Here is a 26,475-nt window from a genome sequence, read left to right as displayed (position 1 = left end):
CCGAAGGCCCAACTAGGCTGCTCCAGTCACCCTCACTCACGCCCTGGGAGGTCTGCGCCGATATGGGGTCCAGCGACAGTTTCGTGCATCTTCATGTGCACACCGAGTACTCGATGCTGGACGGCGCCGCGCGGATCGACGAGTTGTTCAAGACGGCCCAGGAGATGGGCCAGCCGGCGATCGCGACGACCGACCACGGCTACGTCTTCGGGGCGTACGAGTTCTGGAAGACCGCGAAGAAGTACGACGTCAAGCCGATCATCGGCGTCGAGGCGTACCTGACGCCGCACACCCACCGCTCGGAGCGCAAGCGGGTCAAGTGGGGCGACGCGAACTCCGGCCGCGACGACGTCTCCGGCTCGGGTGCGTACACGCACATGACGCTGCTGGCGAAGAACACCTCCGGCATGCACAACCTGTTCAAGATGAGCTCGCTGGCCAGCCTCGAGGGCTACTACTTCAAGCCCCGGATGGACCGCGACCTGTTGAACACCTACGGCCAGGGCCTGATCGCGACCACCGGCTGCCCGTCCGGCGAGGTGCAGACCCGGCTTCGCCTCGGGCAGTACAAGGAGGCGATCGAGGCCGCGTCGGAGTTCCGCGACATCTTCGGCAAGGAGAACTACTACTGCGAGCTGATGGACCACGGCCTCGGCATCGAGCGCGACATCCAGCAGGACCTGCTCAAACTCGCCAAGGAGCTCGGCCTCCCGCTGGTCGCCACCAACGACCTGCACTACACCAAGCCCGAGGACTCCCAGGCCCACGCCGCGCTGCTGTGCGTCCAGTCCGGCTCGACCCTGTCCGACCCGAACCGGTTCAAGTTCGACGCGAACGAGTTCTACGTCAAGACCGCCGCCGAGATGCGCGAGGTCTGGAAGGACTTCCCGGAGGCCTGTGACAACACGCTGCTGATCGCCGAGCAGTGCGATGTCAGCTTCACCGAGGGCGAGGGCCGGTTCATGCCGCGCTTCCCCTGCCCGGAGGGTCACAACGAGGAGTCCTGGTTCGTCAACCAGGTCGAGGTCGGGCTGCACGAGCGCTACCCGGGCGGGATCACCGACGAGATCCGCAAGCGGGCCGACTACGAGATCGAGATCGTCGTCTCCAAGGGGTATGCGGGCTACTTCCTCGTCGTCGCCGACTTCATCAACTGGGCCAAGAAGCAGGGCATCAGGGTCGGCCCCGGCCGTGGCTCCGGCGCCGGTTCGATCTGCGCCTACGCGATGCGGATCACCGACCTCGAGCCGCTGCGTCACGGCCTGATCTTCGAGCGGTTCCTGAATCCCGAGCGGATGTCGATGCCCGACTTCGACATCGACTTCGACGACCGCCGCCGCCCCGAGGTGATCCGCTACGTCACCGAGAAGTACGGCGACGACCGGGTCGCGATGATCGTCACGTACGGCACGATCAAGGCCAAGCAGGCGATCAAGGACGCCGGCCGGGTGCTGGACTACCCGTTCGCGATGGGCGACCGGATCACCAAGGCGATGCCGCCGTCGGTGATGGGCAAGGACGTGCCGCTGTCCGGCATCTTCGACCCGCAGCACAAGCGGTACTCCGAGGCCGGCGAGTTCCGCACGCTGTACGAGGGCGACCAGGACGTCCGCAAGATCGTCGACACCGCCCGCGGCCTGGAGAACCTGAAGCGCCAGTGGGGTGTGCACGCGGCCGGCGTGATCATGTCCAGCGAGCCGCTGATCGAGCTGATCCCGATCATGCGCCGCGAGCAGGACGGCCAGGTCATCACCCAGTTCGACTACCCGAGCTGCGAGACGCTCGGCCTGGTCAAGATGGACTTCCTGGGTCTGCGCAACCTGACCATCATGGACGACGCGGTCAAGAACATCGAGGCCGCACACGGCATCACGATCGACCTCGACGGGCTGAGCCACACCCTGGACGACGGCCCGACGTACGAGTTGCTTGCCCGCGGCGACACGCTCGGGGTGTTCCAGTTCGACGGTGGCCCGATGCGGGCGCTGCTGCGGCTGATGAAGCCGGACAACTTCGAAGACATCTCCGCGGTCGGCGCGCTCTACCGGCCGGGCCCGATGGGTGCCAACTCGCACACCAACTACGCGCTCCGCAAGAACGGCCAGCAGGAGATCACCTATCTGCACCCGGAGCTGGAGCAGGCGCTGACGCCGATCCTGGGCCCGACGTACGGGCTGATCGTCTACCAGGAGCAGGTGATGCGGATCGCCCAGGAGCTCGCCGGGTACAGCCTGGGCAAAGCGGATCTGCTCCGCAAGGCGATGGGCAAGAAGAAGCGCGAGGTCCTGGACGCCGAGTACGTCGGCTTCGAGTCCGGCATGAAGGACAACGGTTTCAGCGCAGCCTCGATCAAGGCGCTGTGGGACATCCTGGTTCCGTTCTCCGACTACGCGTTCAACAAGGCGCACTCCGCGGCGTACGGTCTGGTGTCCTACTGGACGGCGTACCTGAAGGCGAACTACCCGGCGGAGTACATGGCCGCTGTTCTGACGTCCGTGAAGGACGACAAGGACAAGATGGCCATCTACCTGAACGAGTGCCGCCGGATGGGCATCAAGGTGCTGCCGCCGGACGTCAACGAGTCCGACTCGAACTTCACCCCGGTCGGCACCGACATCCGCTTCGGCCTGTCCGCGATCCGCAACGTCGGTGTGAACGTGGTCGCCGAGATCGTCGTGGCCCGCGAGGAGAAGGGGCGCTTCACCGACTTCGTCGACTTCATCGACAAGGTGTCGCTGCCGGTCTGCAACAAGCGCGTGATCGAGTCGCTGGCCAAGGCCGGCTCGTTCGACTCGATGAACCACGCCCGGCGCGCGGTCGTCGCCGTGCACGAGCAGGCCGTCGACGAAGCCATCGACCTCAAGCGCAACGAGGCGCACGGGCAGTTCGACCTGTTCTCGATGGGCGACGACGAGGCCGACGAGGGCGAGGGCAACAGCCGCCTGACCGTCACCGTTCCCGAGATCGAGGAGTGGGACAAGGCCACCAAGCTCGCGCACGAGCGCGACATGCTGGGGCTGTACGTGTCCGACCACCCGCTGTTCGGCGTCGAGCACGTGCTCACCAACGGCAGCGACTGCACGATCGGTCAGCTGCTCGCCGACGAGGACCGTCCGGACGGCAGCCGGGTGACGATCGGCGGCCTGGTCACCGCGGTCCAGCGGAAGGTGAACAAGCGCGGCGACATCTACGCGATCGTCACCATCGAGGACCTGGAAGGTTCGATCGAGGTGATGATGTTCTCCTCGGCGTACCAGTTGCACGCGCACCTGCTGACCAACGACGCGATCATCCTGATGAAGGGCCGGGTCCGCCGCCGCGAGGACCGGCTCGAGCTGAGCGGTGACGAGGTCGTCGTACCGGACCTCACCGAAGGCCCGAGCGGACCGGTGGTGATCACCATGGCGGCCAACCGGTGTACGCCGCCGGTGGTCACGCAACTGCGGGACGTGCTGAAGTCGCACCCGGGGATGACCGAGGTGCAGCTCAAGCTGCAGGCCCGGCAGAAGACGGAGATCTGGCGGATCGCGGATCAGTACCGGGTCACGCCGACGGCCTCGCTGATGGCCGACCTGAAGGCGCTCCTCGGTCCCTCCTGCCTGGCCAGCTGATCGGCGTTGGAGCCCATGCGGCACACTGTCGACGTGAGTCAAGAGTCGTCCCAGCCCTCGCCGTACGTGGCACCGCCGTCGAGTGATCCGTTCGGCGCGCCGCCGGAGGTGGAGCGTCCGCTGCCGTGGGCGAAGGCCGTGCTCGTGACGGTCGCGGTGTTCCTGGTCGCGGGAGTGGTGGCCGGGTGGGCGTGGCAGGAGTTCTCGCCGTTGGCGCAGTACACCGTGGATGACCAGGGTGGCGCGCTGGGCGAGGAGCAGATGACCCGGATCTTCGGGCCGGACGGCACCTTCACCGCGATCGGCTTCCTCGCCGCGCTGGTGCTCGGCGGGGCACTGTTCTGGTGGCTGCGCAACTACGGTCCGTGGTCCGTGGCGATCGTTGCCCTGGGCGCCTGCTTGGGTTCCGGAGTCTGCTGGGGCGTCGGCATGCTGCTCGGGCACGACGCGCTCGAGCCGCGGCTGCGGGCGGCCCGGCCGGGTGATCTGGTCGCCGCACCACTCGAGCTGCATACCTGGACCCCGGCGGTCGCCTGGCTCGTCGGCGCCGCGCTCGCGTGTGCCGTCATCGCGGCCATGACCTGGCGCGCGGACCCGATTCCGCCGGTTGCAACCAGTTCGCAACCTCCTGCGTCAGACCCTGCGCCACCGGTCCACTAGCCTTTGCAGGTCCGGCGGGTGAGGCCACCGGAGCCAGCGAGGGAGCTTATGTCCGACCAGAACCAACCCCCCAAGCCGCAGTACCCAGGCGCCGGCGGTCCGCAGTACGGTCCGCCCCAGGGCCAGGGGCCGCGTCAGCACCCAGGCCAGAACCAATGGCCGCAGCAGGGCCGGCCCTCGGCTCCGCAGCACGGTCAGCCGCAGGGTCCCTACGGCCAGCCGCAGGGACAGCGGCCCGGTCCGCAGCAGCCGCCGCAGTACGGGCAGCAGCCGGGGCCGCAGGGTTACCCGCAGCAGCAGCCGATGCACCCGCAGCAGGCGCCGCACGGTCCACAGGGCCAGCAGTACGGCGGTCCGCAGCAGGGTGGCCAGCCGCAGGGCCAGTACGGGCAGCCGGGGCAGGCTTCGTACGAGCAGATGCACGTCGGCGGTCAGCCGCCGCAGGGGCCGGGGTACGGCGATCAGCAGTGGCAGCCGGAGCCGAAGAAGAAGCGCGGCAAGCTGATCCCGATCGTCGCCGCGCTGGCGATGGTCCTGGTCGTGGCCGGCGGCGGAATCTTTGCCTACGGCAAGCTTGCCGGCGGCAAGCAGCCGGCCGATGTCCTGCCCGGCACCGCGGTCGCCTACGCGCGGGTCGACCTGAACCCGTCGGCCGGCCAGAAGGTCGCCGCGATCCGGTTCATGATGAAGTTCCCGTCGGTGAAGGACAAGCTCGGCCTCACCGGTGACAAGGACGATCTGCGGCAGAAGCTGTTCGACCAGATCAAGAAGTCCTCCGGTGACGACCTCGCGAACGTCGACTACGACAAGGACATCAAGCCGTGGCTGGGTGACCGGGCCGGCATCGCCGCGCTCCCGCCTGCCGACGGCAAGACCGAGCCGGACGTGGTGGTCGCGGTCCAGGTGAAGAACCAGGACGCCGCGAACAAGGGCATGGACAAGCTGCTCGCGAACGAGGACAAGAAGCCCGGACGCGCGTTCAGCAACGGCTACATGCTGCTGTCCGACGACCAGGCGACCGTCGACTCGGCCGTCGCCACGGCGAAGGACAACCCGCTGACGAAGAACGCCAAGTTCAGCGCGGACATGGACAAGCTCGGCGAGCAGGGCTTCCTGTCCGGCTGGGCCGACGTGAAGGGGATCGCGTCGATCACCGGCAAGGTCGACTCCGGTCAGCTGGCCGGCCTCGGCGATGCCACGACGGCGGTCGCGCTGCGGTTCGACGCGTCGTACGTCGAGCTGAAGGGGATCGGTCAGGGCGACAAGAGCATCAAGGTCAACTCGGCCGCGGATGCCGGTGACCTGGTCTCGAAGCTGCCGGACACCACGGCCGGCGCGATCGCGATCTCCGGTGGCGAGAACCTCATCGACACCGCGTGGCAGCAGGTCCAGAAGGCCGGCGGCGAGAACCTCAAGCCGATGCTCGACCGGATCGCCGAGGAGACCGGCCTGGCGCTCCCGGACGACCTGAAGAGCCTGGCGGGCAAGAACCTCGCGGTCGCGATCGACAAGGACACCGCGAACGGGCCGAAGATCGCCGCCCGGATGGAGACCGACCCGGCGAAGGCGGAGCCGGTGGTGCAGAAGCTGACCACGCTGCTGCGTCAGCGTTCGTCGGCCAACATCCCGATCGAGACCGCCAAGGACAACGACACGCTGGTGGTCTCGACCAGCCAGGAGTACGCGCAGCAGGTGCTGAAGGACGGCAACCTCGGCCAGTCCGAGAACTTCAAGCAGGCGCTGCCCGACACCAAGGGCGCAGTGATGATCGGGTACGTCGACTTCGAGTCGATCGGCTCGCTCAGCCGGCGATTCGCCGAGGAGAAGGACCTGGCCGCACTCCGCTCGGCCGGCATCGTCACCCGCTCGACGGGCGACGGCCAGGCCGAGTTCAGCCTGCGGGTGGTCGCGAAGTAGTCAGCTCCACACAGAAGCCCCGGACCTGCCCGCACTTGGGCGTCCGGGGCTTCTGCTCATCCCTGCACCTGTCGCATCTGCCTCGCGGCGAGGCGGGTGTGCAGGATGGCCGGCGCTGCGATGACCGCGAGGGCCAGGACTGTGCTCAGGCGGAAGCCGAGCATGAAGTGGGCCGGGACCAGCAGTGCGCCGAAGAGGGCTGGTGCGGCGGCGCTGCCGAGTTGGCGGGACGCATTGAGCAGGCCCGAACCCAACCCGCCGCGCTCGGCCGGTACGCCGTCGAGCATCAGCGTGGTCGCGGCCGGTGCGACGAGTCCGGCTCCGGCGCCGATCGGGAGCAGCCACGCGGTCAGTTGCCAGGTCGTCGTACCGCTGAAGCACAGGCCCAGCAGACCCGCGGCCATCAGTGTCTGGCCGAGGAGCAAGGTCTGGGCGACGCCCAGCCGACCGGCGAGCTGCCCGGCGGCCAGATTCGCCGGGATGATCAGCAACGTCATCGGGACGAAGACGAGTCCGGTTGACCACGCCGACCGCCCGAGCTCCTCCTGCAGCAGGAACGTGACGACGAAGATCGCGCCGTACGACGCGAAGTTGAGCGCGAACCCAGTGACCGTGCTGACGACGACAGGCCTCGAGCGGAGCAATCCGATCACGCCCGCCGTACGGCCGGCAGCTGCCTGCCCGCGGAGGCCCATCGCAGTACCGAGCACGATCAAGCTGACCGGAACGTTCAGCCAGAACGTGCTCTGCCACCCGAACCACGACGTCATCGCACCACCCACCGGCGACCCGACCACGAGCGCGACGGCACCCGCCGCCGCCCATCGGCCAACAGCTCGCCCTCTCGCGGCCGCATCAGGCACCGCACCGTTGAGCATGGACAGACCGGCGGGGAGAACGACCGCCGCGGCGGCGCCCTGAATCGCCCGGGCGCCGAGCAGTACGCCGAGACTCCCGGCGAGCGCGCCGGCCACCGATGTGCCCGCGAACACCGTGACCCCGGCCGTGAATGCGCGTGGAGCACCGACCCGGTCGACCCAGACACCGGCGGGGAGAAGGCAGATCGCGAACACCAGCGAGTACCCGGTCAGCACCCAGGCCAGCGCACCACCGGCGCCGAGATCGCGGCCGATGACGGGCAGCGCCGTCGTGACCATGGACGCATTCAAGGTGACGAGGAAGAACGACAGCGCGGACGGGATCAGTGCGGAACGACGGACGGACATACGACTACCGTGGTCGATGCCGGACGAGGACGGGTACACCTGTCAGGTGCAGTCAGGGAAGGAACAAATGACCAGACACCCGACGCGGCAGCTCGAACTGGGTGCGTTCCTGCGCGAACGACGCGCCCGGATCACACCTGCCGACGCAGGCCTGATCGCAGGTCCGCCGCGCCGTACGCCGGGACTCCGCCGGGAGGAGATCGCACAGCTGGCCGGGCTGAGCGCCGGGTACTACGCCCGGCTCGAACAGGGCCAGGCCGCGCACCCGTCGGCGAGCGTGATCGAGGCCCTGATCCGGATCCTGCGGCTCAGCGCGGAGGAGGCCCGGCATCTGCGGGCGCTGGCGGGCGAACCCACGCCGACCGCGCGGGAGACCGTGTCGCGATCGGCGCTGCGCGCGATGGAGCTGCTCAAACCGCCGACGGCCGCGCTCGTGCTCGGACGGATCGGCGATGTGCTCGCCTGGAACGAGTCCGCCCCGCGGCTGTTTCCGGGCCGGTTGCCGCAGGCGGGGGAGCGGTCCGCGACGCGGCCCAACAACGCCCGCTACGTGTTCTGCGACCCGCGGTCCCGGGAGATCTTCCCGAACTGGTCGGAGGTCGCGGACGACACCGTCGCCCATCTCCGCGGCGCCGCGGGCCACCTCGTCGACGACCCCGGCTTCCGCGCGCTGGTCGACGAGTTGCTGGAGGTGAGCCCCGACTTCGCCGCTCGCTGGTCCCGGCGGGAGGTGCGGCGGCACGTCTCGGGCGAGAAGCACCTCGACCATCCGGAGTTCGGGCGACTGACCGTCGACTACGAGGTGCTGGCCGTGCTCGACGAGCCCGACCAGTTCCTCGTCATCTACGGGCTGGAAGATTCTTGGGCGGGGGATGTCGAAAAGCCGGGATCGGCATCTACCTCCTGAGTGAAGGCACCCTTCACGACAAGGAGAACCGAGATGAGTCACATCAGCGAGATCCGGACCGTCGGCGTACCGGTGACCGACCAGGACCGCGCGGTCGCGTTCTACACCGAGACACTGGGGTTCGAGGTGTTGATGGACGCCCCGCTGCCGCAGTTCGGCGGCCGCTGGCTGGTCGTCGCCCCGGCGGGTTCGGCCGCCACCATCGCGCTCGTGCCGGCGTCGGACGGAAACCCGGCCGGGGTCGACACCGGCATCAGGATGGGCAGTCCGGACGCCAAGGCCGCGCACCAGCACTTCGTCGACGCCGGCGTCGACACCGATGAGCTGCTCGAGTGGCCCGGCATCCCGCCGATGTTCAGCCTCCGCGACCAGGACGGGAACCGCCTCTACATCTCCGAGGTCTGATCAGACCAGCACGTGTCCGCCGCCGACCGACGGGCAGGTGGCGCGCGGTCTCGTCGTAGTCGAGGCCGCCGCGCCACAGCAGGGTCAGCGGCGGACGCGGTAGCGGATGTGGGTGGCCTGCGGGGTGTCGATCACGCGAACGATCTCGAGGTCGATGCGCTCGGGCAGTACGTCGAACAGCCGCAACCCGCCGCCGAAGAGCACCGGCACCTGGTCGATCTGCAGCTCGTCGAGCACGCCGGCCGCGAGCGCCTTCTGACCGGTGACCGCGCCGTGGACCAGCACGTCCTTGTCGCCGGCCGCTGCCTTCGCCTGCGCGATCGCGGTCTCGACGTCGCCGACGAACGTGACATTCTCGTACTTCGAGGTCGCCGCCGGGTCGCTGGTGACGACGAAGATCGGCGCACCGTGGTGGTCGCCGCCGTAGAAGTCGACCTGCTCGCCCGTCCGACGGCCGACCACGACCGCACCGGTCGCGTTCAACTCGTCCCAGATCACGGCGGCTTCGCCCGCGGGCCGGCCGACGTCCCCGTTCTCGTCCAGGTACCACTCGTGCAGCCGCATGAAGTCGTCGCCGCCAGGATTCCCCGGGCGGTCGTTCGGGCCGGCGATGTAGCCGTCGGCGGACATCGACATCAACAACACTGCTGAAGACATGAGCGTTCTCCTTGGCTCCGAGGGTGCGGCTGATCCGCACCGTCTCTGCCTTCGCGTCGAAGAGAACCGCCCGGATTCGACATCAGTCCGCAGCCAGAGTCTCCAGCACGCCTTCACCGTACTTGGCCAGCTTGTTCTCGCCGACGCCGCTGATCTTGCCCAGCTCGGTCAACGACGACGGCAGGTCGGTGGCGATCTGCCGCAGCGTCGCGTCGTGGAAGATCACGTACGCCGGGACGCCCTGCTCCTTGGCGACCGCCCCGCGCCACGCACGCAACCGCTCGAAGACCGGTGCCGCCTCCGGTGCGAGGTCGACCGCCGCCTTCTTCCCGCCGGACGACCTGGACGACGAGCGGACCCGCTCGGGCTCGCGACGCATCATCACCTCACGCCGCCGGCCGAGCACTTCGCCGCTCTCCTCGGTCAGCACGAGCGTGCCGTAGTCACCCTCGACCGCGAGCAACCGCAGCGCCAGCAACTGCCGGACCACCCCGCGCCACTCGGTGTCCTTCAAGTCGGTGCCGATGCCGAACACCGTCAGCTCGTTGTGCCTGAACTGCTTGACCTTGTCGGTCTCCTTGCCGAGCAGGATGTCGACCAGTTGCCCGGCGCCGAACTTCTGCCCGCGCTCGTGCTGCAGCCGATACACCGTCGAGAGCAGCTTCTGCGCCGCGATCGTCCCGTCCCACGACTCGGGCGGTGTCAGACAGGTGTCGCAGTTCCCGCAGGTGTCGCCGTGCTGTCCGAAGTACGCGAGTAGCTGCGACCGCCGGCACTGCACGGTCTCGCACAACGCGAGCATCGCGTCGAGGTGTGACCCCAGCCGCCGTCGATGCGCGAGATCACCCTCGGACGTGTCGATCATCTTGCGCTGCTGCACGACGTCCTGCAGGCCGTACGCGAGCCAGGCCGTCGACGGCAACCCGTCCCGCCCGGCGCGACCGGTCTCCTGGTAGTAGCCCTCGACCGACTTCGGCAGGTCGAGATGCGCGACGAACCGGACGTCCGGCTTGTCGATCCCCATCCCGAACGCGATCGTCGCGACCACGACCAGGCCGTCCTCGCGGAGGAAGCGCGACTGGTTCTCGGCGCGGGTCCGGCTGTCGAGGCCGGCGTGGTACGGCACCGCTTCGATGCCGTTCTGGGTGAGGAAGGCCGCGGTCTTCTCGACGCTGTTGCGCGACAGGCAGTACACGATGCCCGCGTCGCCGGCGTGCTCGGTGCGGAGCAGATCGAGCAGCTGGCGCTGCGGGTTGTCCTTCGGGACGATCCGGTACTGGATGTTGGGCCGGTCGAAGCTCGCGACGAAGTGTTTGGCCTCCGACAGGTTCAGCCGGGTCGCGATCTCCTGATGGGTGGCCTCGGTCGCCGTCGCGGTCAACGCGATCCGCGGCACGTCGGGCCACCGCTCGTGCAACTCGGACAGCATCAGGTAGTCGGGCCGGAAGTCGTGGCCCCACTGGGACACGCAGTGCGCCTCGTCGATCGCGAACAACGCGATCTTGCCCTGGTCGAGCAGCCGCACGGTCGCCTCGACCCGCAGCCGCTCGGGCGCGAGGTACAGCAGGTCGAGCTCGCCGGACAGGAACGCCTGCTCGACCTCACGCCGCTGATCGAAGTCCTGCGTGGAGTTGAGGAATCCGGCCCGCACGCCGAGAGCGGTGAGCGCATCGACCTGGTCCTGCATGAGCGCGATCAGCGGCGAGATCACCACACCGACGCCGGAGCGGACCAGCGCGGGGATCTGGTAGCACAGCGACTTGCCGCCGCCGGTCGGCATCAGCACCAGCGCGTCGCCGCCCGCGACCACGGTGTCGATGATCTCGGCCTGCTGACCGCGAAAGGCGTCGTACCCGAAGACCCGCCGCAGTATTTGCAGGGCTTCGGAATCGGGCAGTCCGGTTGTCTCGCTCACTCCGGCGAGTGTAATGAGATCCACCGACGGATGCCGACCCGATCGCCGCAGCCTGTGGATTACTGGGCGATCTCTCCCGCGTACGTGCCGACGCTCCACAGGTTGCCCTCGAAATCTCGCACGGTGAACCCACGCGATCCGTAGTCGGTCTCCTCCAGCCCGCGGACGACGACCGCGCCCGCGCCGATCGCACGACCGATCAGTCCGTCGGGGTCGTCGTGGACGAGATAGATCGATTGGCGCTGATCGGTGAGTGCGGTGAACTCGTCCGGCTCGGCCTTCGCGTCGGCCGAGCCGAGCATGATTCCGCCGCCGGTCGGCCAGGACAGCTCGGCGTGGGCGATCGAGCCCTCGGCGACGCCTTGGTACGACGCGGCGACGGTGAAGCCGAGACCTTCGGTGAGGAACCTCAACGCGGCCTGCCCGTCCCGGTAGTGCAGCCCGGGCCAGACGCCGATCACATTCTTGTCTGTCGCAGTGTTCATACCTTCGAGACTCGGGCACCGGCGGGGACGAAGTCTTGAAGGTTTGGGAGTTCTTCGGTCATCCACTGCCGCGGCGAGCAGCCCGCGATGGCCTGGAACTCCCGGGTCAGATGCGCCTGATCGGAGAACCCGGCCGCGGCCGACAGGTCGGCCAGGCGGGTCGCCGGATGCCGGCGCAGGTGTCCGGTGACGCGCTCGAAACGCAGTACCCGCGCCGCGACCTTCGGCGCCAGGCCGAGCTCCGCCGTGAACCGATCGGTGAGATGCCGCCGGCTCCAACCGACCTCTGCCGCCAGCTCCTGGATGCCGATCGCGCCGCCCGACTCGCAGAGTCGCTGCCAGGCCCAGCTGACCTCGGGCCGGGCCGTGCCCGCGTTGCGCCGGCCGAGCTGCTGCAGCAACAGGCCCTCGATCAGGTCGAACCGCGTCTCCCAGCCCGGCTCCTCCCGCAGCTGCTCGGTCAGCTCGCGCGCCGTCCTGCCGAACAGCTCGTCGAGGCCGACCACGATCGAGGCCAGCCGGCCGGGTGGCAGACCGAGAAGCTCGCGGGCGGCCGGGGGAGTGAGCGAGATCTGGACGCCGGCCCGGCTGGCGGTCTCGCCGATGTGCACGGCGGTGGAGTGCAGGCCGCCGACGAGGGCGTCGTACTTGTCCACCGGGCTGCCGGGCCACGCGACGCCCAGCGGCTCGTCCAGCGTGATCACCAGCGTCATGAACCGCGACGGCAGGCCGCGGTGCAGCTCGGGTGGATACCCGTACGACGCGTAGCCGATGAGGTCACCGACATACGGGCGCAGGGCGGGGTGCACCGGTCGCGTGTGGTGCTCCATCCCTGCCATGCCTTCAGGCTAGATCCGACCTCCGACAGAATCACCCCGCCACAATCCGGGACCCGCGTACCGCCATCCGGACGGGCGTGGCAACATCAAGAGCGTCGTTTCTACTGCGAGGAGATGTCGTCGTGCCTGCTCTGAGGTCCCGTACCGTCACCCACGGCCGCAACATGGCGGGCGCCCGCGCGCTCATGCAGGCCTCCGGGGTAGCCCGCGAGGACTTCGGGAAGCCGATCATCGCGGTGGCGAACAGCTTCACCGAGTTCGTCCCCGGCCACACCCACCTGGCGCCGGTCGGCCGGATCGTCTCCGAGGCCATTCATGCGGCCGGCGGCATCGCGCGCGAGTTCAACACGATCGCCGTCGACGACGGGATCGCGATGGGCCACGGCGGCATGCTCTACAGCCTGCCGTCGCGGGACCTGATCGCCGACTCGGTGGAGTACATGGTCGAGGCGCACTGCGCGGACGCGCTGGTCTGCATCTCGAACTGCGACAAGATCACCCCAGGCATGCTGAATGCCGCGCTCCGGCTGAACATCCCGACCGTGTTCGTCTCCGGCGGCCCGATGGAGGCCGGCCGGGCCACGCTGGTCGACGGAACGGTCCGCAAGCTCGACCTGATCGACGCGATGTCCGAGGCCGTCAACGAGAACGTCTCCGACGCCGACATCCTGCGGATCGAGGAGAACGCCTGCCCGACCTGCGGTTCGTGTTCCGGCATGTTCACCGCGAACTCGATGAACTGCCTGACCGAGGCGATCGGCCTCTCGCTGCCGGGCAACGGGTCCGTCCTTGCCACCCACACCGCCCGCCGCGCGCTGTACGAGAAAGCCGGCGAGACCGTCGTACAGATCACCAAGCGGTACTACGACAACGACGACGCCACCGTGCTGCCGCGGAACATCGCGACCAAGGAGGCCTTCGGGAACGCGATGGCCCTGGACATCGCGATGGGCGGATCGACGAACACGATCCTGCACCTGCTCGCGGCCGCCCAGGAGGCCGAGGTCGGCTTCGACCTCGACGACATCAACGCGGTCTCGCGCCGGGTCCCGTGCCTGGCCAAGGTCGCGCCGAACGTCGCCCCCGGCGGCACGTACTACATGGAGGACGTGCACCGCGCCGGCGGCATCCCGGCCATCCTCGGCGAGCTGCACCGCGCCGGCCTGCTGAACGAGGACATCCACACCGTGCACAGCGACTCGATCGACGAGTGGCTGAAGACGTGGGACCTGCGCGGTGGATCGCCGTCGCCGGAGGCGGTCGAGCTGTGGCATGCAGCGCCGGGGTGCGTGCGGTCGGCAACTGCCTTCTCGCAGTCGGAGCGGTGGGACACCCTCGACACCGACGCAGCCGGTGGGTGCATCCGCGACCTCGAGCACGCGTACTCGAAGGACGGCGGCCTCGCAGTACTGAAGGGCAACCTGGCCGTCGACGGCTGCGTCGTGAAGACGGCCGGCGTGGACGAGTCGATCTGGACTTTCGAGGGTCCCGCGGTGGTGTGCGAGTCGCAGGAACAGGCCGTCGAGAAGATCCTGGCCAAGCAGATCCTGCCGGGCGACGTGGTCGTGATCCGGTACGAGGGCCCGAAGGGCGGCCCGGGCATGCAGGAGATGCTGTACCCGACCTCGTACCTGAAGGGCCGCGGTCTCGGTAAGGTCTGTGCGCTGATCACCGACGGCCGTTTCTCCGGCGGTACGTCGGGGCTCTCGATCGGCCACGCCTCACCCGAGGCGGCGGCGGGCGGAACGATCGCGCTGGTCCACGACGGCGACCGGATCCGCATCGACATCCCGAACCGCTCCATCGAGCTGCTGGTCGACGAGGCCGAGCTGACCGCCCGCCGCGACGCGCTCAACGGCGTCTACGCGCCGAAGAACCGCGAGCGCAAGGTTTCCGCGGCCCTCCGTGCGTACGCCGCGATGGCGACCAGCGCCGACCGCGGCGCCGTCCGGGACGTCTCCAAGCTGGGCTGATTCCCGTACGACGAGGGTCTCTGGTCAGAGCTCCAGATCGAACGCGAGGTTGATCGCCTCGGCCAGGAGCGGCTCCTGGTCGGGGTGGAGGTGGCCGATGAGCCGGCCGAGCTGCGCCTTGGGAATGGTCTGGATGTTGTCGCAGGAGATGGCGCTCGGGTGGTCGAGGCCGTTGTCCGGGCCGACGAGAACCTCGGTGGACAGGCCGCGGATCGTGCTGGTGATCGGCGCGACCGTCACGTTGGTGAGGCGTGGGCGGATCAGCTCGCGGGTCAGGACCACGACCGGTCGCGGCTTGTCCAGCCGCGCGATGTGCAGCGGCCGCATCAGTCGAGATCGGTGAGCACGGTGCCGGAAGCGGCGGTGGCGAGGCCGTCCAGGTCGTCGTACCCGCCGTGCTCGGTCAGGATGGCGAGGTCGCGGGCGGCCAGTTCGCGGCGGCGCTCACGCTCCATCGCCCGGGCGACCACGGACGCCCGGCTCGTCGCCTTGTCGGTGGCGACGAGCTCGTCCATGAAGTCGACCAGGTCGTCCGGCAGCCTGACCGTGATCTGTTTGCTCATACCATGACCATACCAGCCCCATACCGCGATGGGATTCACTTCGGTAGCGTCGTCTGCCGCTCCAGCGTCTCCCACAGGCGTGCGGCGGTGGCTCTGTCCTGGGCGGCCGGTGAAGGGTCGGCTCGGCGCTCGCGGGAGTAGTACAGGCCGGAGTCGTCGGCGACCTCGGGCGACGTCGCGAGCCAGACGAGGGTCTCGGCACCTTGCTCCGGCGTCCGGGCGAACGGTTTGGTCATCGCCATCATGAGCTTCATCAGGCGCCCGTTGTTGTGGTTGAAGCCGGTCGCGACCAGTCCGGGCTCGAACGTGTACGTGCGGATCAACGGCACCCGCCGCGCCAGCTCCGCACTGAGCAGGATCAGTGCCAGCTTGGTCTCGCCGTACCGCCGCAGGGAGCCGCCGGTCAGCTTGGCCGAGGCCGAGAAGTAGCGCTCGCCGTTCAGGTCGTCGAAGTCGATCCGCTTCGCCTTCTCGTGCTCGTCCGACGCCGTGCCGATCACCCGCGCGTCGGGGGAGAGGTGGCCGGCGAGCAGGGTGGTGATCAGGTACGGCGCGACGACGTTCAACGCCCAGGTGAGCTCGATGCCCTCCGCCGACACCTGGTGGCTGCCGTAGATCGCGCCGGCGTTGTTCACCAGTACGTCGATCGCCGGCGCCCGCCCCGAGACGTCCCGCACCATCTCCCGGATCGACGCCTGCGAGGTCAGATCCGCCTCGAAAACATCCGCCCCACCCAGTTCACCGGCGACCTGCTCCGCCTTCGCCCGGTCGCGAGCCACCAGCCCGACCCGGGCTCCCCGCTCCACCAGCCCCCGAGCCCCTGCCAATCCGATCCCGTTCGTCCCACCGGTGATCAGCACATACATCGCCACTCCTCCCGGAACACACCTCAGCCCGCAGTTTAGGTAGGGAGGCGGCCGGTCCGCTTCAGTTGGAAAGACTTCGAAGCGTCAGTTGGGGGAGAGGGCGGACCAGGTGATCAGGTCGAAGGCGGGCAGGGAGGGAAGGGCGGTGATGGCGGAGAGTTCGCTGTCGATCAGGCCGACCAGTTGGGCCAGGCGGGTGGTGACGTCGGGGGCCTCGAGGAGCTTCTGGCGGTCTGGCGTCATCAGCTTCATCGCGGCGGACATCAGGTACGAAAGGGTGCCCGGGTCGTCGGGCAGCTCGCCGAGGTGCAGGCCGGGGCGGCTGATCTCGCTCACTGCCTCGGCGTACTTCCGGAAGCGCTTGACCGCGACCATCGCCGTACCGAGGGGATCGTCGCCGAGCTCGTCGTCCAGCCACTCGACGTCCGCGGTCAGGTAGTCGCCGCTGCCGTCCAGCTCCGAGACCTTGAACCGCCGGTTCCCGGTCAGGGTCACCTCGACCGGCCCGTCGTCGTCCGCGTCCAGCGTGATCTCGGAGATCGTCGCCGCGCAGCCGGTCCCGTACAGCGACCGGAAGACCCGCTCGCCCAGCTCGTACCCGTCCCGGACGGCGAGTGCCCCGCACACCAGCTCGCCGCCGTTCTCGACCAGGTCGCGGATCACCGCTCGGCCCTGGACGTCGGTCACCGGGATCGGGAGCACCAGCCCGGGGAAGATCACCGTGTCGACAGTGAGCAGCGGCAGGCGGGAGTCCATGCAGTCGAGCGTAATGGACATCGCTCCGGAACACGGCCGGGCACGGCAACGCAGCGATTCGGCCGTCCGCGCGTCCCTGACGGTGACGAAAGTCGCGACCTTGGAGGACGCATGCAGAACCGACATAGATCGACGGTCCGGGCCGGCGTGGTAGTGGCAGGGCTCCTGGCCGGCCTGGTGACCGTGCCGCCCGCGGCAGCCGGGGAGGTGCCCCGGTCGTCGCCGACGGCAACAACGACAACACCGAAACGATCCGCGCTGCCACCGGGGCAGGTGACGCTGCTGACCGGTGACCGGGTCACCATCGGCGCCGGCGGTGACGTGCGGATCACGCCCGGCGCCGGACGGAAGGTGCAGTTCGAGCAGCGGCTCGGCAAGGACCAGCTCTTCGTGATCCCGTCGGACGTGGCGCACGACGTCGCGAGCGGCAAGCTGGACCGGGAGCTCTTCGACGTCGCCGGGCTGATCCGGCAGGGTCTGGACGACCGGAAGACCCAGCAGATCCCGCTCATCGTCACGTACGCCGCCAATAAGAAAGCCAGGGCATTGGCCGGTGCCGCGCTGACCCGGCGACTGCCGGCCATCGGCGCGTCCGCCGTCAAGGTCGGCAAGCGCAGTACGACGACCTTCCTCGCCGAGAGCCGCATGGCGGGTATCAAGAAGGTCTGGCTCGACAGCAAGCTGAAGCCGACCCTGGACCAGTCCGTGCCGCAGATCGGCGCGCCGATCGCCTGGCAGGCCGGGTACACCGGCGCGGGTGTGCCGGTGGCAGTGGTCGACAGCGGCATCGACCCGACCCATCCCGACCTCGAGCCGGTCCTGGCCGGTGCGCGGAACTTCTCCCAGGACCCGGACGGCGACCAGCTCGGCCACGGCACGCATGTGGCCAGCATCATCGCTGGCAGCGCGGCCGCGTCCGGCGGCAAGTACAAGGGCGTCGCTCCTGGCGCCCGGCTGTACGACGCGAAGGTGTGCGAGGTCAGCGGATGCTCCGAGTCGAGCATGATCGCAGGGATGGAGTGGGCCGCCACCGAGGTCAAGGCGAAGGTGATCAACGTGAGCATCGGCGGTGCTGACGGCCCCGAGATCGACCCGGTGGAGGAGGCCGTCAACCGGCTCACGGCTCAGACCGGTGCGCTGTTCGTCATCGCCGCGGGCAACTCCGGGCAGGACGGCGTACAGACGATCGAGTCACCGGGCAGCGCGGACGCCGCCCTGACGGTCGGTGCCGTCGACAAGCAGGACAAGCTGGCCGGCTTCTCCAGCCGTGGACCGCGGCTGGACGGTGCGGTCAAGCCGGATCTGACCGCACCCGGCGTCGGGATCGTCGCCGCCCGCGCCAAGGACGGCCAGATCGGCACACCGGTCAATGACTACTACACGCAGCTGAGCGGTACGTCGATGGCGACGCCCCACGTCGCCGGAGCTGCCGCGATCCTCGCCCAGGAACACCCGGACTGGACCGCGACGAGGCTGAAGGCGCAGCTCGCCGCGACCGCCAAGCAGCTCGACGGCCAGTCGACCTTCGAGCAGGGCAACGGCCGCGTCGACGTCGCGAACGCCATCTCGGCGCCGGCCGTCCCGGCGACGAACACGCTGTCCTTCGGTACGGCGTCGTTCCCGCACGACGACGACCAACCGGTGACCAAGAACCTCACCTACCGCAACGACGGCAAGACCCCGGTCGAGCTGAGCCTGGCCGCTACCTTGCAGGACCCGAACGGCAATCCCGCACCGGCCGGCGCCGTACAGCTCGGCGCCGACAGCCTGACCGTCCCGGCAGGCGGTACGGCCCAGGTTCCGGTCACGCTGGCGACCGACAACGCCGGCCCCACGGGCTACTACAGCGGCCGCGTCGTCGCGTCGGCGGCCGGCCACACCGTCAGCACGACGATCGCGATCTACAAGGAGACCGAGCACTACACCCTGACGGTCAAGTCGATCGGCCCCGACGGAAAGCCGGCGCCGGCCGCCGGCACATCGGCGTTCACCCGCGACGACTGGCCGACCGAGCTCGAGGACCCCAGCGGGACCGCGAAGGTCCGGCTGCCCAAGGACGACTACATGCTGAGCACCTCACTCGAGGTCGCGCGGCCCGGGCATGACGAGCCGGCTGTCTATCACCTGGTCCAGCCGATGCTGCACCTGACCGGCGACACCACTGTCGTCATGGACGCTCGGAGCACCCGGCCCATCCAGGTCTCGGTGCCACGGCCGGACGCGGCACTGGTTGTCGGAGCGGCCGGGCTGACGATGCCGGACGATTGGGCCTTCGGCCTGCGGTACGGCTTCGACGATCCGACGGCTGTGTTCACCGCCCAGGTCGGCCCGCCGGCGGACGGCGTCTCCGGTGACCTGAGCACCACCTGGGCCCGGCGGAACGCGGACGGGACGTTCGACAACTCGCCGTACGTCTTCACCCAGCTCGACCAGCTGGCCGGCCGGTTCCCGACCGGGGTACGGCGGACGCTGGACCCGGCGAAGATGGCCCGGGTGGACCAGACCTTCAACGCCACCTCCGGCCGTAGAGGCCTGGTCAGCACGGGGTGGGGCTACGGGTTCGCGGAACTGATCGCGTACGACCTGCCGGTCAAGCGCCAGCTGTTCCACGATCCGGGGCCTGCCAACAGTCTGCGGAGCGAGGTCAGTACCACGGTGGACGAGTTCGAGGCGGGGGCTCCAGATGTGTCGCTGACGAGCGTCGGCCGGACAGCAGCGCCGTACCAGGCCGGGCAGCACTACCGGGAGAGCTTCAACGTCGCTGCTTTCGCCCCGACAGCCGGGCTGGCGTTCCGCAGCGCCGATGCCCTCGGGATCGTCGTGTTCCCGCTCGCCGACGCAGGCGGCGGCTGGGGCGGAGCCGATGTCGCGGCGGACGCGCAGAGCACCAAGCTGTACCGCGACGGCATCCTGATCGCGGACTACGACGACCGCTTCGGCTGGGCCAACCCGTTCGATCTGCCCGCGGAGCCGGCTACCTACAAGCTGGTGAGCACGCTCGACCGGCACTCGGTGTCGCCGTTCAGCACCAAGGTCGAGCACACCTGGACCTTCCGGTCGTCGGGTACCAGTTCGGAGGTCCTGCTGCCCGTCCTCGGGATCGGGTACCGGCCAGTGGTCGACGACCACAACCTGACGCCCCGGACACCGATCCTGTCGGTGCCGGTCGTGATCGACCACCAGACCGGAACCTCGTTGCCGCGGATCGACAAGTTCACCGTCGAGTACGCCGGTGGCGCCGCGACAGACTGGAAGCCGGTCAAGCTCGTCCGCAAGGGTCCGGGCCGGTACGTCGCGCAGTTCCGCGCGCCGGCGGGTGCCTCGGTGTCGCTGCGGGCCAAGGTGGTCGATGGTGACGGCAACCAGACCGAGCAGACCGTGACGGACGCGATCCGGTTCGGCTGACCGCCGGCGCGCCTCCTGGTCCGGCCGGGTTGTGGATACCGGTCGGGCCGGGAGGCGGCGCCCAACTAGACTGACGGCATGATTCGCCGCGTCGACCTGCGGGGCCGAGTGGCAGCCGGAGAGGTCCTGGACCTCTCGGCCACAGTGAATGCCCTGGTCCCCCGAGCCGTGTTCGACGTCGAGGCAGCCCTCGACGTCGTCCGACCCATCTGCCTGGACGTCCGCCATCGCGGCCTCGAGGCGATCCGGGACTTCGGCGAGAAGTTCGACCATGTGCGGGTCGAGGACATCCGGGTCCCGGCCGAGGCGCTGAAGACCGCGCTCGAGGAGCTCGACCCGCAGGTGCGCAGCGCCGTCGAGGAGTCGATCCGCCGCGTCCGCGAGGTCAGCCACGACGAGCTCACGCCCGACATCGCCTCCGAGCCCGCACCGGGCGGGCGGGTGACCCAGCGGTTCGTCCCGGTCCAGCGGGTGGGCCTCTACGTCCCGGGCGGCCGCGCACCGCTGGCGTCGTCGGTCGTGATGAACGTCGTCCCGGCGCAGGTGGCCGGCGTGCCATCGTTGGCTGTCGCATCCCCGCCACAGAAGGAGTTCGGCGGCCTGCCGCACCCGACGGTGCTCGCGGTCTGCGCGTTGCTGGGCATCGACGAGGTGTATGCGATGGGCGGCGCCCAGGCGATCGCCGGGTTCGCCTACGGGTTCGACGGTTGCCGCAAGGTCAACCTGATCACGGGACCGGGCAACATCTACGTCGTCGCCGCCAAGCGCGCGCTGCTGGGTGAGGTCGGCATCGACTCCGAGGCCGGCCCGACCGAGATCGCGATCCTCGCCGACGACACCGCCGACCCGAAGCACGTGGCCGCCGACCTGATCAGCCAGGCCGAGCACGACCCGATGGCCGCCGGCGTTCTGGTGACGCCGTCCGAAGCCCTGGCGGCACAGGTCGAGGCGGAGCTGCCGATCCAGGTCGCGCAGACCAAACACCGCGACCGCGTCACCGAGGCCCTGGCCGGGCAGCAGTCGGCCGTCGTGCTGGTCGACGACCTCGACCAGGGCACCGCCGTCGTCGATGCGTACGCCGCCGAGCACCTGGAGATCCAGACCGCAGACGCCGAGGAGCGGGCCGGCCTGATCTCCAACGCCGGCGCGATCTTCGTCGGCGGCTGGTCGCCGGTCTCCCTCGGCGACTACTGCGCCGGGTCCAACCACGTCCTCCCGACGGCCGGTTGTGCCTGCCACTCGTCCGGCCTGTCGGTGCGCAGCTTCCTGAAGGCGGTCCACGTCGTCAACTACTCCCGCGACGCGCTGCACGAGGTCGCCGGCCACGTGCTCGCGCTCGCCCACGCCGAGGACCTGCCGGCCCACGGCGCCGCCGTTTCAGCCCGATTCCCCGGAGACAACTGATGGGCCGCTTCGACGGGTTGCCGATCCGCGACGAGCTGAAGAGCTTCGAGCCGTACGGCGCCCCGCAGCTCGACGTACCCGTGCTGCTGAACGTCAACGAGAACCCGTACCCGGCCAGCGAGGAAACGGTCGCTGACATCGCGGCTGCCGTGGCGGTCGCCGCGCGCGGGATGAACCGCTACCCGGACCGCGAGTTCCTCGACCTGCGCGCGGACCTCGCGGCGTACCTGGCCCGTGAGTCCGGCGCGCATCTCGCCCCCGAGCAGATCTGGGCGGCGAACGGGTCCAACGAGGTCATGCTCCACATCCTGCAGGCTTTCGGCGGCCCCGGGCGGACGGCGCTGTCCTTCGCGCCGACGTACTCGATGTATCCGGAGTACGCGCGGGACACGAACACTGCCTGGGTCGCCGGGCGCCGGGCCGAGGACTTCACCCTCGACCAGAGCAAGGCGCTGGCGGCGATCTCCCGGCATCACCCGTCGGTCGTGCTGCTCGCCTCGCCCAACAACCCGACCGGTACGGCGCTGCCGATCGAGGTGGTGGAGGCGATCGCGGCCCGGACCGCCGCGCTGGGTTCGGTGCTCGTGGTCGACGAGGCGTACGCCGAGTTCCGCCGGGCCGGGACTCCGAGTGCGGTGTCGCTGCTGCCGTCGTACCCGAATCTCGCTGTCGCGCGGACGATGTCGAAGGCGTTCGCGATGGCCGGCGGGCGGGTCGGATACCTTGCCGCGAGCAAGCAGTTCGTCGACGCGCTGCGGATCGTCCGCCTGCCGTACCACCTGTCCGCCGTCACGCAGGCGGTCGCACGCGCCGCGCTGCGGCACTCCGACGAGCTGCTCGGCCGGGTCGAGCAGCTCCGCGTCGAGCGCGACGAGACCGTCGACTGGCTGCGCGCCCAGGGCCTGCGGGCGGTCGACTCCGACGCGAACTTCGTGCTCTTCGGCACGTTCGCCGATCGGCACGCGGTCTGGCAGGCGTTGCTGGACGACGGCGTGCTGATCCGCGAGACCGGTCCGGACGGCTGGCTGCGGGTCTCGATCGGCACCGGCGAGGAGATGGCCGCGTTCCGTGCTTCTCTGGAGCGCATCCTCAAGACAGACACGGGAAGGCAATCATGAGCCGCACTGCGCGGATCGATCGCGAGACCAGCGAGTCCAAGGTCCTGGTCGAGCTCGACCTCGACGGCACCGGTCGGGCCGACATCTCAACGGGTGTTGGGTTCTACGACCACATGCTCAACGCGCTGGCCAAGCACGCGCTGCTCGACCTGCACGTGAACACGGTCGGCGATCTGGAGATCGACGCGCACCACACCGTCGAGGACACCGCCATCGGCATCGGCCAGGCCCTGAAGGAGGCCCTTGGCGACAAGCGCGGCATCCGGCGCTTCGGCGACGCCACCGTCCCGCTGGACGAGGCGCTGGTGCACTGCACGGTCGACCTGTCCGGCCGGCCGTACTGCGTGCACACCGGCGAGCCGGACAGCCAGGTCTACGCGATCATCGGCGGCGACTATGCCGGCTCGCTGACCCAGCACGTGTTCGAGACGCTCGCGTTCAACGCCGCGATCTGCATCCACATCCGCGTGCTGTCCGGTCGCGACCCGCACCACATCGTCGAGGCCCAGTTCAAGGCGTTCGCCCGCGCGCTGCGGGCCGCCGCCGAGCTCGACCCGCGGCAGCCGGGGATCCCGTCGACCAAGGGCGCCCTGTGAGGTCGGCACTGTGAGCAAGAAGGTTGTCCTGCTCGACTACGGCTCGGGGAACATCCGATCGGGGGAGCGGGCACTCCAACGTGTCGGCGCCAGCGTGACGGTGACCTCGGACTTCGATGAGGCCTGCAACGCCGACGGCCTGCTGGTGCCCGGCGTCGGCGCCTTCGAGGCGTGCATGACCGGTCTGAAGGCGGTCCGCGGCGACGTTGTGGTGGACCGGCGGCTCACCGGCGGCCGGCCCGTCCTCGGCATCTGCGTGGGCATGCAGATCCTCTTCGCTCGCGGCATCGAGCACGGTGTCGAGACCGAGGGCTGCGAGCAATGGCCCGGCACGGTCGAGCGGCTGCGGCCCGAGGAGGCCCAGCCGGTCCCGCACATGGGCTGGAACACAGTCGACGTACCGTCCGGCAGCACCCTGTTCGACGGCATCGAGAAGGACCGCTTCTACTTCGTCCACTCGTACGGCGTCCGCCGCTGGGAGCTCGTCGACACCCGCGAGTCGGTGTCCCCGCTGGTCACGTGGACGACGTACGGCGGAGACCGCTTCGTCGCCGCCGTCGAGAACGGGCCGCTGACCGCGACCCAGTTCCACCCCGAGAAGTCCGGCGACGCCGGCGCCGCCCTGCTGGAGAACTGGGTCCGCTCACTGTGAACCACGCTGTGAACCGCGCTGTCACCACGCTGTGAACGAGTGACACTCGTTCACTTGCCGTTCGGTTGATGTTTACCGTACGTTCACTGGTCACCACTGCTTGTCATCGAGCTAGGAGGCCGCCCCCATGTCCAACTCCCTGTCCAGACGTCAGTTCGTCGGCCGCGCGGCAGCTGCCGGTGTCGCGGTCAGCGTGGCCGGCTCGGTCGACGCGCTGTACACCGCACAGCCCGCGCTCGGCACGTCCGGTCCGAAGATCGGCTACGGCCCGCTCGTCGAGGACCCGGACGGCATGCTCGACCTGCCGCGTGGCTTCAGCTACCGGATCCTGTCCCGGGAGGGCACCGTGCGCCCCGACGGGCTGAAGACCCCGAGCCGGTTCGACGGGATGGGCGTCTTCCCGGATCGCAACGGCGGCTCCCGCTTGGTCCGCAACCACGAGTGCAGCCCCACCTCGGCGATCAAGGTGGTCGCGCCAGCCGAGCGGACCTACGACCCGGCCGGCGCCGGCGGCACGAGCACCCTGGTCGTGGACCGGCACAACGCGACCACGAAGGAGTTCGTCAGCCTCGGCGGTACGGCGATCAACTGCTCCGGCGGCCACACGCCCTGGCGCACCTGGCTGACCTGCGAGGAGACCGAGCTCAAGGCCGGTGAGAGCGGCTACACCAAGGACCACGGCTTCATCTTCGAGGTCGACCCGTACGACGACCGCCGCAACGTCGGCCCGGTCGCGCTGACCGCGATGGGCCGGTTCCAGCACGAGGCGGTCGCGATCGATCCGCGCACCGGGATCGTGTACGAGACCGAGGACGCGTTCGTCGCACCGCTCGGCGGCTTCTACCGCTTCCTGCCCAACCGGCCACGCGGCGGCTGGGGGACGCTCCGGGCCGGTGGCGAGCTGCAGGCGATGCACATCCCCGGTCTGCCGGACCTGTCCGTCGTCCAGGAGGCCGGCACCGAGTTCCACGACGTGCAGTGGGTGACGGTCCCGGATCCGCTGGCCACGACGGAGTCCGTCCGCGCGCAGGACTACGCCAAGCCGATCACCGGCGGCTACAAGCTCGAGGGCTGCTGGTGGGGCGACCTGGACCGGTGCGTGTACTTCGTCTCGTCGTTCGCGCGGACCGAGCTCGGGCCGAAGGTGGACCACGACGGTCAGGTCTGGCGGCTCGACCCGCGCGAGCGGACGCTGCGCCTCGAGGTGATCTTCACCCGCCCGAAGCCGGGCTCCGACGACCCGGAGTTCGATGCCCCGGACAACATCACGATGTCGCCGTACGGCGGTCTGATGCTGTGTGAGGACGGTCTCGGCGAGCAGCACATCCTCGGCACCACCGAGGACGGCGAGGTGTTCAAGTTCGCCCGCAACCGGGTCAACCTCGGCACGCCCGAGGAGCCGTCGTACGGGGAGTTGTCCGGGGTCGGCTTCTCCGCCGACGGCCGGACGATGTTCTTCAACGTCTACAACCCCGGGATCACGTACGCGATCACGGGGCCCTGGCGTCGCCGCCGTTAGGCCGTCGCGCCGGGGAACGCCAGTGGCGCGCCGCCCCAGGTGAGCTGGCTGGTCGCGGTGCCGAGCAGGCTCGCGATCGCCCACGTCCGGACGGCGGGTTGTTCGGCGGCCTCGACGAGGTCGCCGTACACCGCGGCGATACGGCGTTCGATCAGGAGGATCAGCGCCGTCGCCGTGGCCGCGTTGACGACAGCCTGCGGCAGGTCGTACGCCGCCTCGGCCGCGACCGGGGTCTCGCCGGCGGCGACGAGCAGCGCGCTCAGGTGGTCGCGGTTGTCGCGGTGCCGGCTGAAGGTGTCGGTCGCTTCCCGGAACCGGGCGCCGCTGAGCTTCCCGCCGGCCACGCCGACGCCGTACAACGCCGCATGCTCACCCGCGAGCGCTGCCTGCAGGGCCTCGACCTGATTCACGATTTGCCCTTCTTCTTCGGCGTCAGTGTGGAGCTCAGCTGGGTCTCGGCGGCGGCGATCTCGGCGAGCAGGCGGGCCGGCTGGCCGGACAGTTTGGCGGCCCCCGCCGCGTGTATGGCCGCCGCGACGCCCTCCTGATGGGCCAGCATCGTCAGTGCGGCCACGGGGGTGGCGGGCGCCGCGATCGCCTTGGGGGCCCTGGCCGCCACGCCGTCGGTCTCGTTGAGCTTCGCCAGGTGACTCACGTGGTACTTCGCCCCGGCCGCGAGCTGGGCCCGCAGGGCGGGGAACTTGCGGCTCACGTTTGCGTAGAGCTGGGACAATTGGGTCACCTGGATCGCCGCCGTAGTGAGCGCCGCGACGATCGCCGGGTCCACGGTCGGAGTCTCCTCGGCCGGGCTCTGCGACGACGGTGCACCGTTCACGACGCCCGGCGTGCCGGACCCCGCGGCAGCGTCGTCCTTGCAGCCGGTCAACGCGACCGCGCCGGGAACGAGGGCGGCGGTCACGACAACGGCACGTCGGGTCAGGCGGCGATCAGGCACGGCGGAACGATACCCGGTGACGCGCCGACACCTGCCTGGGACGAGC

The 26,475-nt window shown here is 69.4% G+C and carries 23 protein-coding genes; 12 read left to right on the top strand and 11 right to left on the bottom strand.

Features of this window, described 5'->3' with window-relative positions; translation table 11 throughout:
- The first annotated feature begins 62 nt into the window (after positions 1-62).
- Genes dnaE through ACIA58_RS13095 form a run of 3 tightly spaced genes read left to right on the top strand, consistent with a single transcriptional unit; the run spans position 63 to position 6,188 of the window.
- Positions 63-3,611, top strand: coding sequence for a DNA polymerase III subunit alpha (dnaE, locus tag ACIA58_RS13105; RefSeq protein ID WP_396403854.1), 3,549 nt, complete (start codon positions 63-65; stop codon positions 3,609-3,611).
- A 33-nt stretch (positions 3,612-3,644) separates the two neighbouring features.
- Positions 3,645-4,271: a hypothetical protein gene (locus ACIA58_RS13100; RefSeq protein ID WP_396403853.1), complete on the top strand. Its 627-nt coding sequence runs from the start codon at positions 3,645-3,647 to the stop codon at positions 4,269-4,271.
- 48 nt (positions 4,272-4,319) lie between these two features.
- Complete coding sequence (locus tag ACIA58_RS13095) at positions 4,320-6,188, top strand: DUF3352 domain-containing protein (RefSeq protein ID WP_396403852.1); 1,869 nt, start codon at positions 4,320-4,322, stop codon at positions 6,186-6,188.
- A 56-nt stretch (positions 6,189-6,244) separates the two neighbouring features.
- Here ACIA58_RS13095 and ACIA58_RS13090 read toward each other — a convergent pair whose 3' ends face one another.
- Complete coding sequence (locus tag ACIA58_RS13090) at positions 6,245-7,414, bottom strand: MFS transporter (RefSeq protein ID WP_396403851.1); 1,170 nt, start codon at positions 7,412-7,414, stop codon at positions 6,245-6,247.
- Between the two features lie 67 nt (positions 7,415-7,481).
- Here ACIA58_RS13090 and ACIA58_RS13085 point away from each other — a divergent pair, with 67 nt between their 5' ends.
- Positions 7,482-8,321 (top strand): helix-turn-helix transcriptional regulator, encoded by an 840-nt coding sequence (locus ACIA58_RS13085; protein WP_396403850.1) that lies wholly within the window; start codon positions 7,482-7,484, stop codon positions 8,319-8,321.
- A 33-nt stretch (positions 8,322-8,354) separates the two neighbouring features.
- A complete protein-coding gene (locus ACIA58_RS13080) occupies positions 8,355-8,726 on the top strand; it encodes a VOC family protein (protein ID WP_396403849.1) in 372 nt (123 codons plus the stop codon).
- Between the two features lie 84 nt (positions 8,727-8,810).
- Here ACIA58_RS13080 and ACIA58_RS13075 read toward each other — a convergent pair whose 3' ends face one another.
- From ACIA58_RS13075 to ACIA58_RS13060, 4 genes are all read right to left on the bottom strand, one after another.
- Positions 8,811-9,383: a dihydrofolate reductase family protein gene (locus tag ACIA58_RS13075; RefSeq protein ID WP_396403848.1), complete on the bottom strand. Its 573-nt coding sequence runs from the start codon at positions 9,381-9,383 to the stop codon at positions 8,811-8,813.
- 82 nt (positions 9,384-9,465) lie between these two features.
- The gene (gene recQ / locus ACIA58_RS13070; RefSeq protein WP_396403847.1) at positions 9,466-11,298 is read right to left on the bottom strand and encodes a DNA helicase RecQ; all 1,833 of its coding nucleotides are present in this window, start codon (positions 11,296-11,298) and stop codon (positions 9,466-9,468) included.
- A 59-nt stretch (positions 11,299-11,357) separates the two neighbouring features.
- Entirely contained in the window at positions 11,358-11,783 is a 426-nt protein-coding gene (locus ACIA58_RS13065; RefSeq protein WP_396403846.1) for a VOC family protein, read from the bottom strand.
- Positions 11,780-12,622, bottom strand: a complete 843-nt coding sequence (locus tag ACIA58_RS13060; protein WP_396403845.1) for a helix-turn-helix domain-containing protein — start codon at positions 12,620-12,622, stop codon at positions 11,780-11,782. The genes ACIA58_RS13065 and ACIA58_RS13060 overlap by 4 nt, the downstream gene beginning before the upstream one ends.
- Before the next feature lie 122 nt (positions 12,623-12,744).
- Here ACIA58_RS13060 and ilvD point away from each other — a divergent pair, with 122 nt between their 5' ends.
- On the top strand, positions 12,745-14,595 hold the full coding sequence (gene ilvD, locus ACIA58_RS13055; protein ID WP_396403844.1) for a dihydroxy-acid dehydratase: 1,851 nt from the start codon (positions 12,745-12,747) through the stop codon (positions 14,593-14,595).
- A gap of 24 nt (positions 14,596-14,619) precedes the next feature.
- Here ilvD and ACIA58_RS13050 read toward each other — a convergent pair whose 3' ends face one another.
- The 4 genes from ACIA58_RS13050 to ACIA58_RS13035 form a co-directional block, all read right to left on the bottom strand.
- Entirely contained in the window at positions 14,620-14,922 is a 303-nt protein-coding gene (locus tag ACIA58_RS13050; RefSeq protein ID WP_396403843.1) for a type II toxin-antitoxin system PemK/MazF family toxin, read from the bottom strand.
- Positions 14,922-15,158, bottom strand: a complete 237-nt coding sequence (locus tag ACIA58_RS13045) for a ribbon-helix-helix domain-containing protein (RefSeq protein ID WP_396403842.1) — start codon at positions 15,156-15,158, stop codon at positions 14,922-14,924. The genes ACIA58_RS13050 and ACIA58_RS13045 overlap by 1 nt, the downstream gene beginning before the upstream one ends.
- A 35-nt stretch (positions 15,159-15,193) precedes the next feature.
- On the bottom strand, positions 15,194-16,024 hold the full coding sequence (locus tag ACIA58_RS13040; RefSeq protein WP_396403841.1) for an SDR family NAD(P)-dependent oxidoreductase: 831 nt from the start codon (positions 16,022-16,024) through the stop codon (positions 15,194-15,196).
- An 84-nt stretch (positions 16,025-16,108) separates the two neighbouring features.
- Positions 16,109-16,780, bottom strand: coding sequence for an LON peptidase substrate-binding domain-containing protein (locus ACIA58_RS13035; RefSeq protein ID WP_396403840.1), 672 nt, complete (start codon positions 16,778-16,780; stop codon positions 16,109-16,111).
- Between the two features lie 111 nt (positions 16,781-16,891).
- Between ACIA58_RS13035 and ACIA58_RS13030 the strand changes: the two genes are divergently transcribed.
- The 6 genes from ACIA58_RS13030 to ACIA58_RS13005 all read left to right on the top strand — a co-directional run bounded on the left by ACIA58_RS13030 (position 16,892) and on the right by ACIA58_RS13005 (position 25,474).
- The gene (locus ACIA58_RS13030; protein WP_396403839.1) at positions 16,892-20,185 is read left to right on the top strand and encodes a S8 family serine peptidase; all 3,294 of its coding nucleotides are present in this window, start codon (positions 16,892-16,894) and stop codon (positions 20,183-20,185) included.
- A gap of 78 nt (positions 20,186-20,263) precedes the next feature.
- The gene (gene hisD, locus ACIA58_RS13025) at positions 20,264-21,589 is read left to right on the top strand and encodes a histidinol dehydrogenase (RefSeq protein ID WP_396403838.1); all 1,326 of its coding nucleotides are present in this window, start codon (positions 20,264-20,266) and stop codon (positions 21,587-21,589) included.
- The gene (locus ACIA58_RS13020) at positions 21,589-22,707 is read left to right on the top strand and encodes a histidinol-phosphate transaminase (protein ID WP_396403837.1); all 1,119 of its coding nucleotides are present in this window, start codon (positions 21,589-21,591) and stop codon (positions 22,705-22,707) included. Before hisD ends, ACIA58_RS13020 begins: the two co-directional genes overlap by 1 nt.
- Positions 22,704-23,303: an imidazoleglycerol-phosphate dehydratase HisB gene (gene hisB, locus ACIA58_RS13015; protein WP_396403836.1), complete on the top strand. Its 600-nt coding sequence runs from the start codon at positions 22,704-22,706 to the stop codon at positions 23,301-23,303. The genes ACIA58_RS13020 and hisB overlap by 4 nt, the downstream gene beginning before the upstream one ends.
- Positions 23,304-23,313: 10 nt before the next feature.
- Positions 23,314-23,955: an imidazole glycerol phosphate synthase subunit HisH gene (hisH, locus tag ACIA58_RS13010; protein ID WP_396403835.1), complete on the top strand. Its 642-nt coding sequence runs from the start codon at positions 23,314-23,316 to the stop codon at positions 23,953-23,955.
- Positions 23,956-24,082: 127 nt separating this feature from the next.
- Complete coding sequence (locus ACIA58_RS13005) at positions 24,083-25,474, top strand: alkaline phosphatase PhoX (RefSeq protein ID WP_396403834.1); 1,392 nt, start codon at positions 24,083-24,085, stop codon at positions 25,472-25,474.
- Here ACIA58_RS13005 and ACIA58_RS13000 read toward each other — a convergent pair.
- Both ACIA58_RS13000 and ACIA58_RS12995 read right to left on the bottom strand, forming a co-directional pair.
- Positions 25,471-25,884 carry a ferritin-like domain-containing protein gene (locus tag ACIA58_RS13000; RefSeq protein ID WP_396403833.1) on the bottom strand — a complete coding sequence of 138 codons (414 nt, stop codon included), beginning with the start codon at positions 25,882-25,884 and terminating at the stop codon, positions 25,471-25,473. The genes ACIA58_RS13005 and ACIA58_RS13000 overlap by 4 nt on opposite strands.
- The gene (locus ACIA58_RS12995; RefSeq protein ID WP_396403832.1) at positions 25,881-26,429 is read right to left on the bottom strand and encodes a cell division protein FtsK; all 549 of its coding nucleotides are present in this window, start codon (positions 26,427-26,429) and stop codon (positions 25,881-25,883) included. Before ACIA58_RS12995 ends, ACIA58_RS13000 begins: the two co-directional genes overlap by 4 nt.
- Positions 26,430-26,475 lie beyond the last annotated feature (46 nt).

It is taken from the genome of Kribbella sp. NPDC051586, from assembly GCF_044453965.1.
Classification (GTDB): domain Bacteria; phylum Actinomycetota; class Actinomycetes; order Propionibacteriales; family Kribbellaceae; genus Kribbella.
This window is presented reverse-complemented; position numbering and strand designations above follow the sequence as displayed.

Bases quoted from the DNA above. Each gene is read 5' to 3' on its own strand.
- dnaE (WP_396403854.1), top strand. From the start codon at position 63: ATGGGGTCCAGCGACAGTTTCGTGCATCTTCATGTGCACACCGAGTAC.
- ACIA58_RS13095 (WP_396403852.1), top strand. From the start codon at position 4,320: ATGTCCGACCAGAACCAACCCCCCAAGCCGCAGTACCCAGGCGCCGGC.
- ACIA58_RS13090 (WP_396403851.1), bottom strand. From the start codon at position 7,414: ATGTCCGTCCGTCGTTCCGCACTGATCCCGTCCGCGCTGTCGTTCTTC.
- ACIA58_RS13085 (WP_396403850.1), top strand. From the start codon at position 7,482: ATGACCAGACACCCGACGCGGCAGCTCGAACTGGGTGCGTTCCTGCGC.
- ACIA58_RS13080 (WP_396403849.1), top strand. From the start codon at position 8,355: ATGAGTCACATCAGCGAGATCCGGACCGTCGGCGTACCGGTGACCGAC.
- ACIA58_RS13075 (WP_396403848.1), bottom strand. From the start codon at position 9,383: ATGTCTTCAGCAGTGTTGTTGATGTCGATGTCCGCCGACGGCTACATC.
- ACIA58_RS13065 (WP_396403846.1), bottom strand. From the start codon at position 11,783: ATGAACACTGCGACAGACAAGAATGTGATCGGCGTCTGGCCCGGGCTG.
- ACIA58_RS13060 (WP_396403845.1), bottom strand. From the start codon at position 12,622: ATGGCAGGGATGGAGCACCACACGCGACCGGTGCACCCCGCCCTGCGC.
- ACIA58_RS13050 (WP_396403843.1), bottom strand. From the start codon at position 14,922: ATGCGGCCGCTGCACATCGCGCGGCTGGACAAGCCGCGACCGGTCGTG.
- ACIA58_RS13045 (WP_396403842.1), bottom strand. From the start codon at position 15,158: ATGAGCAAACAGATCACGGTCAGGCTGCCGGACGACCTGGTCGACTTC.
- ACIA58_RS13040 (WP_396403841.1), bottom strand. From the start codon at position 16,024: ATGTATGTGCTGATCACCGGTGGGACGAACGGGATCGGATTGGCAGGG.
- ACIA58_RS13035 (WP_396403840.1), bottom strand. From the start codon at position 16,780: ATGGACTCCCGCCTGCCGCTGCTCACTGTCGACACGGTGATCTTCCCC.
- ACIA58_RS13030 (WP_396403839.1), top strand. From the start codon at position 16,892: ATGCAGAACCGACATAGATCGACGGTCCGGGCCGGCGTGGTAGTGGCA.
- hisD (WP_396403838.1), top strand. From the start codon at position 20,264: ATGATTCGCCGCGTCGACCTGCGGGGCCGAGTGGCAGCCGGAGAGGTC.
- ACIA58_RS13020 (WP_396403837.1), top strand. From the start codon at position 21,589: ATGGGCCGCTTCGACGGGTTGCCGATCCGCGACGAGCTGAAGAGCTTC.
- hisB (WP_396403836.1), top strand. From the start codon at position 22,704: ATGAGCCGCACTGCGCGGATCGATCGCGAGACCAGCGAGTCCAAGGTC.
- ACIA58_RS13005 (WP_396403834.1), top strand. From the start codon at position 24,083: ATGTCCAACTCCCTGTCCAGACGTCAGTTCGTCGGCCGCGCGGCAGCT.